The organism is Seonamhaeicola sp. ABD4_340 (genome assembly GCF_056312135.1).
In genome coordinates this window covers 3485175-3500295 of sequence record NZ_CM149981.1, presented here as the reverse complement: position 1 = coordinate 3500295, position 15121 = coordinate 3485175, and the positions used below count along the sequence as shown (strand labels likewise).

At 31.9% G+C, this 15121-nt stretch carries 15 protein-coding genes; 5 read left to right on the top strand and 10 right to left on the bottom strand.

What is annotated here, in order from left to right; all coding sequences use genetic code 11:
* Positions 1-35 precede the first annotated feature (35 nt).
* The 4 genes from ACYX4H_RS15210 to ACYX4H_RS15195 are packed head-to-tail and all read right to left on the bottom strand — an operon-like array spanning position 36 to position 3955.
* On the bottom strand, positions 36-1400 hold the full coding sequence (locus ACYX4H_RS15210; RefSeq protein ID WP_476238671.1) for an exonuclease domain-containing protein: 1365 nt from the start codon (positions 1398-1400) through the stop codon (positions 36-38).
* Between the two features lie 25 nt (positions 1401-1425).
* A complete protein-coding gene (locus ACYX4H_RS15205) occupies positions 1426-2103 on the bottom strand; it encodes a YggS family pyridoxal phosphate-dependent enzyme (RefSeq protein ID WP_476237108.1) in 678 nt (225 codons plus the stop codon).
* Positions 2103-2993, bottom strand: a complete 891-nt coding sequence (locus ACYX4H_RS15200; protein ID WP_476237107.1) for a 3-hydroxybutyryl-CoA dehydrogenase — start codon at positions 2991-2993, stop codon at positions 2103-2105. The genes ACYX4H_RS15205 and ACYX4H_RS15200 overlap by 1 nt, the downstream gene beginning before the upstream one ends.
* A gap of 2 nt (positions 2994-2995) precedes the next feature.
* Positions 2996-3955, bottom strand: coding sequence for a Gfo/Idh/MocA family protein (locus tag ACYX4H_RS15195; protein ID WP_476237106.1), 960 nt, complete (start codon positions 3953-3955; stop codon positions 2996-2998).
* Between the two features lie 169 nt (positions 3956-4124).
* On the opposite strand from ACYX4H_RS15195, the gene ACYX4H_RS15190 reads away from it, so the two are divergent.
* The gene (locus tag ACYX4H_RS15190) at positions 4125-4766 is read left to right on the top strand and encodes a protein-L-isoaspartate(D-aspartate) O-methyltransferase (RefSeq protein WP_476237105.1); all 642 of its coding nucleotides are present in this window, start codon (positions 4125-4127) and stop codon (positions 4764-4766) included.
* A 41-nt stretch (positions 4767-4807) separates the two neighbouring features.
* Here the strand turns inward: ACYX4H_RS15190 and ACYX4H_RS15185 are convergent, their stop codons facing one another.
* Genes ACYX4H_RS15185 through smpB form a run of 3 tightly spaced genes read right to left on the bottom strand, consistent with a single transcriptional unit; the run spans position 4808 to position 6439 of the window.
* Complete coding sequence (locus tag ACYX4H_RS15185; protein ID WP_475296656.1) at positions 4808-5350, bottom strand: pyridoxamine 5'-phosphate oxidase family protein; 543 nt, start codon at positions 5348-5350, stop codon at positions 4808-4810.
* 17 nt (positions 5351-5367) lie between these two features.
* Positions 5368-5922 (bottom strand): hypothetical protein, encoded by a 555-nt coding sequence (locus tag ACYX4H_RS15180; RefSeq protein ID WP_475296655.1) that lies wholly within the window; start codon positions 5920-5922, stop codon positions 5368-5370.
* A gap of 58 nt (positions 5923-5980) precedes the next feature.
* Positions 5981-6439 (bottom strand): SsrA-binding protein SmpB, encoded by a 459-nt coding sequence (gene smpB, locus ACYX4H_RS15175; protein WP_476237104.1) that lies wholly within the window; start codon positions 6437-6439, stop codon positions 5981-5983.
* Positions 6440-6549: 110 nt separating this feature from the next.
* Here smpB and ACYX4H_RS15170 point away from each other — a divergent pair, with 110 nt between their 5' ends.
* Together ACYX4H_RS15170 and lpdA are read left to right on the top strand one after the other, a co-directional pair.
* On the top strand, positions 6550-8136 hold the full coding sequence (locus tag ACYX4H_RS15170; RefSeq protein WP_476237103.1) for a S41 family peptidase: 1587 nt from the start codon (positions 6550-6552) through the stop codon (positions 8134-8136).
* A 133-nt stretch (positions 8137-8269) separates the two neighbouring features.
* Positions 8270-9670 carry a dihydrolipoyl dehydrogenase gene (gene lpdA, locus ACYX4H_RS15165; protein ID WP_476237102.1) on the top strand — a complete coding sequence of 467 codons (1401 nt, stop codon included), beginning with the start codon at positions 8270-8272 and terminating at the stop codon, positions 9668-9670.
* Positions 9671-9763: 93 nt separating this feature from the next.
* Here lpdA and ACYX4H_RS15160 read toward each other — a convergent pair whose 3' ends face one another.
* On the bottom strand, positions 9764-10438 hold the full coding sequence (locus ACYX4H_RS15160; RefSeq protein ID WP_476237101.1) for an HAD family hydrolase: 675 nt from the start codon (positions 10436-10438) through the stop codon (positions 9764-9766).
* Positions 10439-10640: 202 nt separating this feature from the next.
* Here ACYX4H_RS15160 and rlmF point away from each other — a divergent pair, with 202 nt between their 5' ends.
* The gene (gene rlmF / locus ACYX4H_RS15155; RefSeq protein ID WP_476237100.1) at positions 10641-11519 is read left to right on the top strand and encodes a 23S rRNA (adenine(1618)-N(6))-methyltransferase RlmF; all 879 of its coding nucleotides are present in this window, start codon (positions 10641-10643) and stop codon (positions 11517-11519) included.
* A gap of 12 nt (positions 11520-11531) precedes the next feature.
* Here rlmF and ACYX4H_RS15150 read toward each other — a convergent pair whose 3' ends face one another.
* Both ACYX4H_RS15150 and ACYX4H_RS15145 read right to left on the bottom strand, forming a co-directional pair.
* Complete coding sequence (locus ACYX4H_RS15150; protein ID WP_476237099.1) at positions 11532-12221, bottom strand: DUF2490 domain-containing protein; 690 nt, start codon at positions 12219-12221, stop codon at positions 11532-11534.
* Positions 12222-12232: 11 nt separating this feature from the next.
* Positions 12233-14071, bottom strand: a complete 1839-nt coding sequence (locus ACYX4H_RS15145; protein ID WP_475296649.1) for an SLC13 family permease — start codon at positions 14069-14071, stop codon at positions 12233-12235.
* 292 nt (positions 14072-14363) lie between these two features.
* Between ACYX4H_RS15145 and bshB1 the strand changes: the two genes are divergently transcribed.
* Positions 14364-15080 carry a bacillithiol biosynthesis deacetylase BshB1 gene (gene bshB1, locus ACYX4H_RS15140; RefSeq protein WP_476237098.1) on the top strand — a complete coding sequence of 239 codons (717 nt, stop codon included), beginning with the start codon at positions 14364-14366 and terminating at the stop codon, positions 15078-15080.
* Positions 15081-15121: the final 41 nt, after the last annotated feature.

Genomic DNA, 15121 nt, shown 5'->3' with positions numbered 1-15121 from the left:
AATAGTAAAGAAAATCAGTTTTAAAATTATTGCCTTTAAGGTAACTGTATAATTTTCATTTTTTTATATCGTCTTAAATAACTTTGTATTATGTGCTGAGTATCTCTATTATTTGCCATTGGTGTAATAATAGATTTTAAAACGTCAATATTATTTATTTGATAATTTAAATTATAAAAGCCTAAACCAACAAAAATACCATTTTCAATAACAATGGCACTACGTTCATCAACATCTCTTCCGCGATCTATAATTACCATATTTTTATTGGCGTAGCTGTTTTTAGTAATTAGATTATTTACACGTTTGTTGTAGCTTTCAGGCGGTTCTTTTTCAATACAAGCACCATTGCATAATTTTACTTCGTAATTAAAACAGCTGGTTTTTGTTTTGTATAAGCCCGCTAGCTTTTGGCAAAGGTTATATTCTTCAACAGCATTGGTTATAAAACTTTTGCCGCTTTGCCTGTTACTAAAGGTGGTTATTGGTTTTTTACGTCCGTCTGCCTTATCAATTTTTAAATTTATATAGTTATTTTCATCAACAAAACTATATAGTGCGTGGGTAAAAATGGTTCTTCGTAAAGCACGGTTAAAAATAGGTTTAACACGTTTAATTTCTTCGCTTTCTTTTAAAAGTGCTACAAGTTCACTACCAGTGGCTTCGTAAGTTACAGAACTTACGGCTGCTTGAATTTTTTTTGATTTTGGATTAGTACCCGTAAAATGCTGATTTATACGTTTTTTTATGTTTTTACTCTTGCCAATATAAATTATTTCACCTTCGGCATTATGAATATAGTAAACACCTGTAATTGATGGTAAATTGGCAATAATATCAATATGTTTAGGTTCAAGCTGACGTTTAGGGTTGGCTCTTACAGAATTTTTAATAATGTGCTTTTCGGTGTCCTTGGCAAGTAATAGTTTAAAAAGCTTAACGGTAGCTTGCGCGTCTCCCGATGCTCTGTGTCTATCGGAAACCGGAATGCCTAATGCCCGCACTAATTTACCTAAACTGTATGATTTTTGCCCCGGAATTAACTTTTTTGAAAGCTCTACGGTGCAAAGTGATTCTCGTTCAAACTCAAATCCTAAACGCCCAAATTCTGTTCGTAAAATACGGTAGTCAAACTGGGCATTGTGTGCAACAATAATACAGTCTGTTGTAATTTCAACAATACGTTTAGCAACTTCATAAAATTTAGGGGCGTTGCGTAGCATATTACTGTTTATACCTGTTAAATTAACCACAAAAGGCTGAATATCTCTTTCGGGGTTCACTAAACTTATAAACTGATCTACCACTTCATGACCGTCATATTTGTAGATAGCAATTTCAGTAATGCCTTCCTCATTATACTTGCCGCCAGTGGTTTCTATGTCTAGTATTGCGTAAATTTGTTAAAAGTTAAAAGTTAAAAATTTAATTTTGCTCACTATAATTACGTGCTCCAAAAATACTACTACCAACTCTAACCATAGTGCTTCCGCAGGCTATAGCTAATTGATAATCGCCACTCATGCCCATTGAAATGGTTTCTAATTGGCAGTTTTCAGTTTGAAAAGCTTTTAAATTATTGAATGTTGATTTTAATAGTTTGAATTCATTTTCAATTTGAACAGTATCATCGGTAAATGTTGCCATACCCATAACACCCGTAATTTTTATGTTTTTCAATGTTGAAAAGGCTTCAGATTGTAATATTTCTGAAGCTTCAGAAGGAGCCATACCATATTTAGAATCTTCTGAAGCTATTTTTATTTGAAGCAAACAATTAATAACACGGTTGTGTTTTAGGGCTTGCTTGTTAATTTCGGCAAGCAATTTAAAATTATCTACACCATGAATTAAACTAACAAAACTAGCCATATATTTTACCTTATTGCGTTGCACATGCCCAATCATGTGCCATTGTATATCTTTTGGTAGTGCTTCATGTTTTTCGGCCATTTCTTGTATTTTATTCTCACCAAAAATGCGTTGTTTGGCATTGTAGGCCTCTAAAATATCAGAAATTGGTTTTGTTTTTGAAACGGCTACCAAGGTTACATGGCTTGGTAGTGTTGCTTTTATATTTTCAAGGTTTTGTGTTATAGTCATTATTTTGAAAATTGAGCAGCTATTTTTTCGGCTTTTTTACTTTCAGAATAATCATAAAAACCTTCACCAGATTTTACGCCTAATTTACCTGCGCGTACCATATTTACTAATAGTGGGCAAGGAGCGTATTTAGGGTTTTTAAAGCCGTTGTACATAACGTTTAAAATAGATAAACACACATCTAAACCAATAAAATCTGCTAATTGTAATGGGCCCATTGGGTGTGCCATACCAAGTTTCATAACCGTATCAATTTCTGTAACACCTGCTACACCGTTGTAAAGTGTTTCAATAGATTCATTTAGCATTGGCATTAATATACGGTTGGCCACAAAGCCCGGGTAATCATTAACTTCAACAGGTACTTTTCCTAAAGTTTTTGATAACGCCATTATGGTATTAGTTACTTTGTTACTGGTGTTGTAACCACGAATAACTTCTACTAATTTCATAATTGGTACCGGATTCATAAAATGCATACCAATAACGTTTTCTGGTCTGTTGGTTACTGCTGCAATTTCAGTAATAGAAATGGATGATGTATTGGTTGCTAAAATAGTTTCAGCATCACAAATACCATCTAATTGTTTAAAAATTTTAAGTTTTAAGTCTATGTTTTCGGTAGCAGCTTCAACCACTAAATGCGCGTTTTTTACAGCTTCTTCAATAATTGTAAAGCCTATTATATTATTAAGTGTTTTGGTTTTTTCTGCTTCTGTAATTTTTTCTTTAGCCACCATTCTGTCTAAATTTTTAGCAATGGTAGCTAAGCCTTTATCTAGAGAAACTTGGTTTATATCAACTAGTTTAACGTTAAAGTTACATTGAGCAAAAGTATGTGCAATGCCGTTACCCATGGTGCCGGCACCTATAACAACAATGTTTTTCATAATTAAAAATTATTTATTATTTGGTTTGCAACGCGTAGCGCTTCGGTGCCATCATGAAGTGTAACAATGGGCGTTGTGTTGGTGTTAATGGCATTTGCAAAAGCTTCTAACTCATCTAAAATGGCGTTGTTTTCAGTAATTTTAGGGTTATCAAAATATATTTGTTTTTTTACGCCTTCGGCATTTTGAAGTACCATATCAAAATCGCCTGGGTTTTCTGGGGCGTCTTTCATTTTAACAACTTCACATTTTTTATCTAAAAAATCTACTGAAATGTAAGCGTCTTTTTGAAAGAAACGTGCTTTACGCATTTTTTTAAGCGAAATTCTACTAGCTGTTAGGTTGGCAACGCAACCGTTTTCAAACTCTAAACGTGCATTGGCAATATCTGGCGTGTCACTAATTACTGAAACACCACTTGCTGATACGTGTTTTACTTTAGATTGTACAATACTTAAAATAATATCAATATCATGTATCATTAAATCTAAAACTACAGGAACATCGGTACCTCTTGGGTTGAATTCTGCAAGTCTATGTGTTTCAATAAACATAGGTGATTTTATATCTTTTTTTACAGCTAAAAACGCAGGGTTAAAGCGTTCAACGTGGCCTACTTGACCTCTTAAATTATATTTGGCAAGTAACTCTCTAATATGTTCAGCTTCTTCAACAGTATTGGTTATGGGCTTTTCAATAAAAATATGTTTCCCTTTTTCAATGGCTTTTTTTGCGCAATCGTAGTGTGATAGTGTAGGCGTTACAATATCAACAACATCAACAGCATCAATAAGCGCATCAATTGATTTGAAGAACTTATAGCCAAATTCTTTTTCAACTTTTTTGCCGTTTTTTTCATCGGCATCATAAAAGCCAACAAGATTATATTTAGTAGATTGTTTTAAAAGTCTTAAATGTATTTTTCCTAGGTGGCCAGCACCTAGTACACCAGCGTTTAGCATAATATTACGTTTTCAACAAAAATAGCATATTTAAAAGATGATTTTAACCATTTGCGGTTAAAATTTAAGTTTAAATACAGAATTTTTTTACCGTTAATAAATTATTAATAATATTATTTTAACCTTTAAAATGTTTAACTAATTTTAGCCTTGTAAACAACCAACAATATTGAAAGATACTTTTAAACACAAAGGGTTAAGACAGCAACTTGTTAATGTTGTAAAAGCCAAAGGAATAGTTGATGAAGCCGTTTTAAAGGCCATAGGTAATGTGCCTAGGCATTTATTTATGGATTCTAGTTTTTTAGACCATGCTTACCAAGATAAAGCGTTCCCTATTGCGGCAGACCAAACTATTTCTCAGCCATACACAGTTGCGTTTCAAACAGAGTTATTACAGGTTAATAACGGCGATAAAATTTTAGAAATTGGCACAGGTTGCGGCTACCAAACAGCCGTTTTGTGTGAGTTAGGAGTCAAAGTTTATAGTATTGAAAGACAAAATGAACTGTTTAAAATAACAAGCAAGTTTTTACCAAAGTTAGGTTACAGAGCTAAAAAACTAATTTTTGGCGATGGTTATAAAGGCTTGCCAGATGAAGCCCCATTTGATGGTATTATTGTAACTGCTGGCGCACCTTTTGTGCCAAAGGTTTTACTTGGACAATTAAAAATTGGCGGACGTTTGGTAATTCCTGTTGGTGATGATGTACAGGTTATGAATCTTTTTATAAGAAAAGGCCCTAAAGCGTTTGAGCAGCATGAATTTGGCAAGTTTAGGTTTGTACCAATGCTAGAAGATAAGAATTAGTTTTTTGTTTGAAGTTTTAAATATCTCAATTACAAAAAAAATTAGTTTAAAAGGCCGGTTTCAAAACCGTCAATACTTGTAGTATTTTTATCTTTTTGGTATTTTTTTATTTTTTCTTCGCCTTGTTTTTCGGCCCAATTATTTAGTTGTAGGCGTTCTTCTTTAAAATCCATAAAAGGTACTGCAAATCCGCAAGAAGTTTGTAGTGATTCTATATGCATTTCAATAATTTGTCGTGTTCCTGCTATTTTATCAAAACGTGTTATATGGTTTTTAAATTGCGCATCGCGTTCATGGTAAATTTTGGCAGTGCCATATAATCTTAAAATTAGAGGTTTGCCTTCAAAAGCACAAAACATAATAGTCATGCGGTTATTTTTTAGTAAATGCGCCGCTGTTTCATTACCACTACCGGTTAGGTTTAGCCATGCAATGGTGTTTTTATTTGTAATTCTAAACGTGTCTAAACCTTTGGGTGATAGGTTAATTCTACCTTCATGAGCGGCTGTAGCTACAAAAAATATTTTTTGATTTTCAATAAATGTTTGAAGTTCAGGTGTAATTTCAGTGTAAAATTTAGACATGCTTTTGGTTATTAAATTTAATGTTTTGGCAAATAAGCTCTTGGTATAGGGTTAAATTTGTTTTCGTTGGTCCAGTAAATATTTATAATCCACCAGCGGCTCCCATCAAACATTAACTGAATACTGTTAATACCACGCATAAAAGGCTTTTCATCAGTTTTACTGTTGTAGCATTCATAGGTGCTAAAAACGTGTGCTAAATTTCCAAATTGTTGTACTTCACGTTTTATTTCTTTTTCAATAAATCCGTTTTGTACCAACCATTTTCCTGAGTTTTTAACGTAATCATTAGCAGATAAATAGCGTGCTTTATAAACACGTTCGATATTTCTACCAGACGGAATTAACTTGGCATCTTTATAAAACAAAAACTTAAATTGGCCCCAGTTTCTTGCTTCGCCTTTTTCACCAGAAATTGTTTTATATAATGTTTTTATAGTACTATCAATTGTAAACGCCTTTGTGGTATCAATTCCAAAAACTTTAGGACCTTCTTTTTCTGAATCCTTTTTTTGAGCATTTACACTACAAATTGAAAATAAAAATAAGAGGAGTAACGCTGTATTTTTCATGGTGTATTAAGTTGTAATTACAAACACGAAAAATACTGATTTTATTTTAACCAATAAATTACTTAAAACTCTTTTTAATGCGGTCTAGGTTTCGTTTGTTGTCGCGGTCTTTTATAGTTTCGCGTTTGTCATACAATTTTTTACCTTTTGCTAGAGCTATGTTAAGTTTAGCAAAGCCTTTATCATTAATAAAAAGCTTTAAAGGAATAATGGTTAAACCAGAGTTTTGCACTTCTTTTTCAAGTTTTTTTAATTCCTTTTTGTTTAAAAGAAGCTTTCTTGTGGCTTTAGGTTTATGGTTGTAATGTGTACCAAAACTGTATTCTTCAATAGTCATATTAACTACAAAAAGTTCACCTCTATCATTAAATTCACAAAAACTTTCGGCAATTGATGCTTTACTGTTTCTAATAGATTTAATTTCGGTACCACTAAGTACAATACCAGCAGTATACTTATCTAGTATTTCATACTGAAAGCGCGCCTTTTTATTTAATATGTTTACCGTTTTTTGCATGGGGCACAAAAATACATCAATTTTTTAATTTGAAGTATGATAAAATCTTATTAAAATAATTGATAAGAAAAGCTAAACAATTATTTTTAGCACATATTATTAACACATTTATGCGAAAACTCCTTTTTTTAGTCCTTATTTTTTGTCAACTAAATGCTTGTAAAAGTGTTGATAGTTATAACCAACAAATAACAAAATTACACACTGTTGAAGATTTGCACAGTGATATTGATAAACTATACAAGCAACTACAAAAGCATCACCCAAGATTATACCAATATACGCCCAAAAAAGTATTGAGTTATAAGTTTGATAGCTTAAAAAATAGTATAAAATCACCTATGAGTTCGCGTGAGTTTTATAAAATATTGGCACCAGTAGTGGCTAATGTAAGGCAAGGGCATGTATCTGTGAGTTCTGTTTCAAAACGGTTTAAACGAAAACAGCGTAAGGCATTGCTTAAACAAAAATTTGAGTTTTATAATTTAGATTTTGAATATTTAAATAATAAACTTTGGGTAAAGGCAAACCGCGGAAAAGACACCTTATTAGTTGGTAGCGAAGTATTAAGTATTGCAAATGAACCAGCAGAAAACATAGTAAAAACATTAAAAACGCGTTTTGCTTCCGATGGTTTTAACACCACCTTGCATAACAGGTTTGTTAGTAAAGGTTTTACAACGTTTTATTATAAAGAAAAAGGTTTTTTAGATAGTTTACAAGTTACATTTAAAAAAAACGATTCAGTGTTTACTAAAACCTTAAAACGTATTTCTAAAAACGAAAAAAATAAAAAAACAATAACCGATTCTCTTAAAAAAGAAACACCTAAAAAACTTACTAAAGCAGAAAAAAAATCACGAAAAATTGCCAAAAGAAAACGTAAAAAATATAATAAAGAGCATGGTTATATTTCAAAAAGAAAACAATACACGCGTAATTTTAATTTTATAGGTAAAGATAGTTCTGTAGCATACATGAAAATTAGAAGTTTTACCAACGGTAATTATAAAAAGTTCTACCAAGAGAGTTTTGCAAAAATGGATAGTTTGAAAACAGAAAACTTCATTTTAGATTTGCGCGACAATGGTGGCGGACGCATTGCAGAAATTAATAAGTTATATTCATATTTAACTGATAAAGAGTACCAGTTTATTTTAAAAAGTGAAGTAAAAAGTCGCACGCCTTTTTTTAAGTATGCATTCAGTAATACATCGTCAGTTGGGTTAAAAGTTTTTAGTGGTTTATTATCGCCAATTATTTTAACGCAAAATTTATTACGTACAAAAAAAGAACAAGACAAAATATATTATAAATTTAAGTGGGCAAAACAACAAAAACCTAACCCTATAAACTATAAAGGCAATATGTATGTGTTAATAAACGGAAATTCGTTTTCAGCATCATCATTATTATCAACACATTTGCAAGCCACAAAACGAGCAACATTTGTAGGTGAAGAAACTGGTGGCGCCTATAACGGTACAGTAGCCGGCATTTATAAAAATTATAAACTACCAAATACACAGCTAAAAGTGCGTATAGGATTAATGCAAATTGAGGCACCATACAAACAAAAACCCGATGGCTTTGGTATTAAGCCCGATGTTGAAATTTCACCAACCATACAACATAGGCAACAAAACATAGATGCAGAATTGCAATGGGTTTTAAATGAATTAGGAAAAGCTGAGTGATTTTTTTTCAAGCCTGCTATATGTTTCAAACATAACAAAAAACATAAAAGTGTTTTAAAAGCACTTTTTCATTGCCTTACCGTAAAACATTTGTACTTTTGGTATACCAATTTTTAAATAGAAAAATTAGTTTATGAATTCATATGATGTAGCCGTTATTGGTTCTGGTCCTGGTGGATATGTTGCTGCTATTAGATGCGCACAATTAGGAATGAAAACCGCCATAATTGAAAAATATGCAACTTTAGGTGGTACATGTTTAAATGTAGGATGTATACCAAGTAAAGCACTTTTAGATTCTTCACACCATTATGAAGATGCTATAAAACACTTTGAAGAGCACGGTATTGAAATTCCGGGTGATGTAAAAGTAAATTTAGAAAAAATGATTGCGCGTAAGCAGTCTGTTGTAGATCAAACAACAAGCGGAATAGACTTTTTAATGAAGAAGAATAAGATTGATGTTTATCAAGGCTTAGGAAGCTTTAAAGATGCTACGCATATTACAATTTCAGGTGAAGAAACTACTGAAATTGAAGCTAAAAACACCATTATAGCAACAGGAAGTAAACCAGTAAGCTTGCCTTTTATAAATATTGATAAAGAACGTATAATTACATCTACAGAAGCTTTAAAACTTAAAGAAATTCCAAAGCATTTAATAGTTATTGGTGGCGGTGTTATTGGTTTAGAGCTTGGGCAAGTTTATAAACGTTTAGGAGCTGAAGTTTCGGTTGTTGAGTATGCCGATAGAATTGTACCTACCATGGATGCTGGTGTTTCTAAAGAACTTAATAAAGTTTTAAAGAAACAAAAATTTAAAATTAATGCTTCTCACAAAGTAAAATCTGTTGAGCGTGTTGGTGATGAGGTTATTGTTAAAGCCGATAATAAAAAAGGAGAAGAAGTAGAATTTAAAGGCGATTATTGTTTAGTATCTGTTGGACGTCGTCCATATACTGACGGTTTAAATGTAGAAGCAGCAGGTGTTAAATTAGATGATAGAGGTAGAGTAGAAGTAAATGATCATTTACAAACTAGTGCTTCAAACATTTACGCTATAGGTGATGTTGTAAAAGGAGCTATGTTAGCCCATAAAGCTGAAGAAGAAGGTGTGTTTGTTGCTGAAACTTTAGCTGGACAAAAACCACATATTGATTATAATTTAATTCCAGGTGTAGTTTACACATGGCCAGAAGTTGCAGCTGTTGGTAAAACCGAAGAGCAATTAAAAGAAGCTGGTGTAGCATATAAAACAGGTCAATTTCCAATGCGTGCTTTAGGAAGAAGTAGAGCAAGTATGGATATTGATGGCTTTGTGAAAGTATTAGCAGATAAAACCACTGATGAAATTTTAGGTGTTCATATGGTGGGCGCTCGAGCTGCCGATATGATTGCTGAAGCTGTTGTTGCTATGGAATACAGAGCTAGTGCTGAAGATGTTTCAAGAATGTCTCATGCACACCCAACATTTACAGAAGCAATTAAAGAAGCGGCTTTGGCTGCAACTGATGATAGAGCATTGCATGTTTAAAACACAAACACTTGTATATAAATTTAAAAAGCAACCTGATTAGGTTGCTTTTTTGTTTCATGTGTTTGAAAAGGTTAAGTACATAATTATAACCTAATTAGAATTAGCAAATACTAATTCATTGCTAATCTTTTCAAAACTAATATCCTTAAAGTTGCTAATTACCTTATTAGCTTTTGAATAATCTTGGTTTTTAGAGTGGAAACTATCATAACCCACACAGTAAATACCTGCAGCATAAGCAGCTTTTACACCATTTGTGGAGTCTTCTATAACAAAACATTCATTTTTTTTAACACCGGCGGCTTCGGCAGCTTTAATAAATATTTCTGGGTTGGGTTTAGATTCTTTTAAATCGGCACCACTTAATTTTGCTTTAAAATATTGGTTTAAATTAAAACGTTCAAAAATTTGATTAATGCCACCCATAGAAGCTGATGAACCTAAAACCAAGGTTAAACCATTGTTGTGGTAATCTTTTATTAAATCTAAAACACCATCAATTAATTCTAAGTCAGAATCGTTTTCAAAAAACTGTTTGTAATGTTTTCTTTTTAATGCAACAAGTGCTTCAGGAGACTGTTTTAAATTAAAATGATCAACCAAACGCTTGCAAATATTAATGGTAGATTGCCCTGTGAAAGATTCATAAAGTTCTTTAGAAACTTCAATGCCAACCTCATTAAACATATCGTTATAGGCTTTATTGTGCAATGGTTCGCTATCAATAATAACGCCATCCATATCAAAAATAACGGCTTTCAGCATGTTTTTAATTTTATGCAACGAATATAATTTAATTGTTGGTTTCAGCCTAAAAAAGGTGTTGTGTTTTCCAATTAATAATACCATATTTGGTGTTTGCATCTATATGTATATTGAGATGTATGCATGTTAGCCAGCCAAAATTTAATGATAATTAAAACAGGTATTTGGTTTAAAAAAGGTTTTTGAAAAGGTAATTATTTAAATGAAAACTAAATTACACTTACAAAATAAGCATAACAATGGTTATAATTTAGAGGCTTTATGCAAAGTATATCCTGCTTTGGGTGCGTTTGTTTTTAAAAATCAATACCAAAATAAAACACTAGATTTTTCAAACCCTAAGGCGGTTAAAGCGCTTAATACGGCTTTGCTGTTTATGCATTACAATGTAACGTTTTGGGAATTTCCTGATGGTAATTTATGTCCGCCAATTCCGGGTAGAGTAGATTATATTCATCACTTAAACGATTTGTTATTTGAAACTAAAATTACCGGTGATATTAAAGTTTTAGATATTGGTACAGGCGCTACGTGTATTTATCCATTACTTGGAAATGCAGTTTATAATTGGCAATTTGTGGCCACAGATATTGATGAAGCATCTTTAAAAAATGCACAGGTAATTATTGATAAAAATAATTTGAATGCGTATATTAAACTGCGACTTCAAAAGCATAAAACACATATTTTAAAAGGAATTTTGAATGAAACCGATAGGTTTGAGATATCTATGTGTAATCCGCCATTTTATAAATCTGAAAAAGAAGCTGTTGAAGCTACCGCACGAAAGTTAAAAGGGCTTGATATTGCTGTTGAAGATAAAGTTATAAGAAATTTTTCAGGAACACATAACGAACTTTGGTTTGAAGGTGGTGAAAAAGCATTTCTTCATAATTATATTTACGAAAGTTCTTTGTTTAAAACACAATGTGTTTGGTATACATCATTAGTTTCAAAAAAAGATTTAATACGAGGTTTAAAAGTATCATTAAAAAAATTAGGAGCAACAACAGTAAAAGTTGTAAACATGCAAACAGGCAATAAAACAGTACGTTTTATTGCCTGGTCTTACCAAGAATAAACTAAATTCTAACTAAATATTTTTCTTTCTAAAATCTATTTTGTAAAAAAATCCAAGTTGTAATCTGTGGAGGTCTAAACCTTTAATTTTTCGGTTTAAATAACCTACCTGTATGTTGGAGCTTTTAAATACATTAATACCCAAAGCCCCGTAAGCTCTATTTTCTGTAAAGGCATCATTTTCTTTTGTTTGAATAGTCCAAATAAACTCATTATTCAACCGTATAAAAAAGGTGTTGTTTAATGTAATTTTGGTACCTAATCTGTAACGCATACGGTTATTAAAAATATTGTCTTTAGGAGCGGGTTTGTTTAAAAAACGCTGCTCTAAGCGTAATCTATGATCAAAAGGAAGTTTTGCTAATTTGTGTTTATACCCCAATTGCTCATAAGTTCTGTTTTCAAACGTATGCGGACCATTTTTGTTAAATCCACTATCAATATCCATCCACCCATAAGCTACTGATGTTGTTAGTTTTGGTGATACATGGTAATTTAATGTTAAACTTGTGAATAAGAAATTAAAGTTTTCTGCCACTTCATAATGCCAAGATTGAACAACGTTACTTATACTTATTTTATCTGAAACTCTGTAGCTTGAACCGTAAGTAAACCAAGACCCCATTTTATCTTCAATTGGAGATTGAGAAAAAGCATTACTACAAATAACAATAACAAAAATTATATAACTTAATTTTTTCATAATTAATTCATTTAAAATGGCCAAATAACAGGTACTAATAAAAGCGTTACAATTAAGAACAGGAGTAAAAGTGGTGCACCAACTTTTAGGTAATCCATAAATTTATAACCACCAGCCGTCATTACCATAGCGTTTGTTGTAGTACCAATAGGTGTTAAAAATGCGGTTGAAGCACTAATAGCTACTACAATCATAAAAGGTTCGGGTGATAGGTTTAAAGAGTTTGCAGCAAGTATTGCAATAGGAGCCATTAAAACTGCCGTAGCCGAATTATTTATAACCTGACTAAAGGTTGTGGTTAATAAAAATACGCCAGCTAGCAGCATTATGGGGTGTATTGAGCCTAAATAATCAACTAAAGCGTTGGCAATTACTTGGGCAGTACCCGTTTTTTGTAATGCAATACCCATTGGTATCATAGCGGCTATCATTATAACGCTTATCCAGCTAATACCTTTATAGGCCTTAGCCATAGGAATACAACCTGTTAATAATATAATACCAGCAGAAATTAAAGCAGCAATAGACCCAGGAACTATTTTAAATACCATAAAAACTATCATGAGTAATAATGAGCCTAAAGCGATGTATGATTTATGGTTTAAATTTTCAACATTTTTAGCCATTCCTTCGGGGCTACCAATAATAACAAGGTTTTCGTGTTGGTTTTTTAAGTCTTCAATACTGCTCCAGCTACCTCTAAGTAAAAAGGCATCACCAGCTTTAACTGTAATTTCTTTTTCTAAAAGTGGTTTGTTATTTCTAGATGCAGCCAGTAATTGAATGCCAAAACGTTTAAAATAATCACCAAGTTTATATTTTCTTCCAACAAAAATAGAGTTAGGGTTTACAATAACCTCGGTCATACCAACTTCTTGGTTAATAAGGTTGTGTTTTAATTCATCGGTAACGGGTTCTAGTGGTAATAAACCTAATCTAAAGGCTATCATTAATTTGTTAATAGCTTCAGTGCTACCTTTTACTGTAATGATGTCATGGTATTTAAGTTTGGTGTTTAAATCTGGAAATTCTTCAAACTGAGGAATACCCTTAAGCATGTTTGGGTGCCTGCGTTTCAGTCTAATAACCGTAATATTATATTTTTTTTCTAAATCCCATTTTTTAAGTTTTGTATTAATCATGGGTGAAATAGACCTGATGCGTAATCTGTAATAATCGTCGTTAATTTTGTAAGCCTCAATCCAGTTGTGTAAAGTAGAATCAATATTAACAGGTTTGTTGTTGGTTTTATTTTTAGGTAATAATTTATAAGCAACATATCTAAAATACACCAAAGCAATAATTAAAAGTGGTATACCAATAAGTGCAAATTCAAAAAATGAAAATCCTTCAAAACCATTTTCAACTAAAGCATTACTAGCAATAATATTTGGTGGTGTACCAGTAAGTGTTAATAAACCACCAGTGTTAGAGCCAAAAGCAACAGGCATTAGCATTTTTGATGGCAATGTACCAATACTCCAAGCAGATGATATTGTTAAAGGCATTAACGTAGCAACAGTACCAGTATTACTAACAAAGCCAGATAATACACCAGCGCCCAAACTAACAATAACTAACAATTTTGGAACACTTTTACCTGCCCATTCCACAAACTTTTTACCAGCCATGGCAGTCCAACCGGTTTGAGCAATACCTTCACCAATAATAAAAAGTGCAGCAATCATAATTACTGTTGGGTTGCTAAAACCGCTTAAGGTTTCAGAAGCTGTTAAAATACCCGTTAAGTACAAACTAATCATTGATATAAGCGCAACAATATCTGGCGTAAACTTGCCCCATACAAATAACCCGATGGTTACAACTAAAATGAATAACATTAAATACATACCTGAATTTTTTTAGTATTAATTATGAGGTAAAATTACTATCCGTATAAGGCATCTATCATGACTAAAGTCATACTTTGCATATTCTGTTAATTTTTTAATTATTGTTATATTTAGCTTATAAAAAATGAAGAAACAACTAACGAATACGTTTGCGTAATTATACTTTTTTAACTAATTATTAAATATTTAGAAGAATACAATTATAAATATTAATAATAAATTTTAAAATTTTGAAAAATACGTGTAATTATTGTTACTATTTTATTTCTTTAGCTCAAAAATTAATGTTATGAAACTAGATATTTTAGCCATTGGTGCGCATCCTGATGATGTAGAATTAGGTTGTGGTGCTACCATAGCTAAAGAAATTGCTAACGGAAAAAAAGTTGGTATTTTAGATTTAACGCAAGGTGAATTAGGTACCCGCGGTACAGCACAAACAAGAGCTGCCGAAGCAAATGATGCAAAAAACATTTTAGGAGTTGCTGTTAGAGAAAATTTAAAATTTGCAGACGGTTTTTTTACTAATGATAAAGAACATCAATTAGCAATAATAAAAATAATACGAAAATATCAACCCGATGTAGTTTTATGTAATGCCATTGATGACAGGCATATAGACCACGGAAAAGGTAGTAAGTTAGTTAGCGACGCTTGTTTTTTAAGCGGATTAATAAAAATTGAAACTGAAGTTGATAACCTTTTACAAAAGCAATGGCGCCCAAAACATGTTTACCATTATATACAATGGAAAAATTTAGAACCAGATTTTGTAGTTGATGTTACAGGTTTTATTGATAAAAAAATGGATGCTGTTTTAGCCTATAAAACACAGTTTTTTGATGCTAACAGCAAAGAGCCAGAAACACCCATTTCTAGTAAAAACTTTACCGATAGTGTAAAATATAGAGCTAGAGATTTAGGCCGATTAATTGGCGCAGAATACGGTGAAGGTTTTACTACAGAGCGCTATGTAGCGGTTAATAGTTTATACGATTTAAAATAATTTAAAATATTTTATTTAAAATATTAAAAAACGCTTTGTAG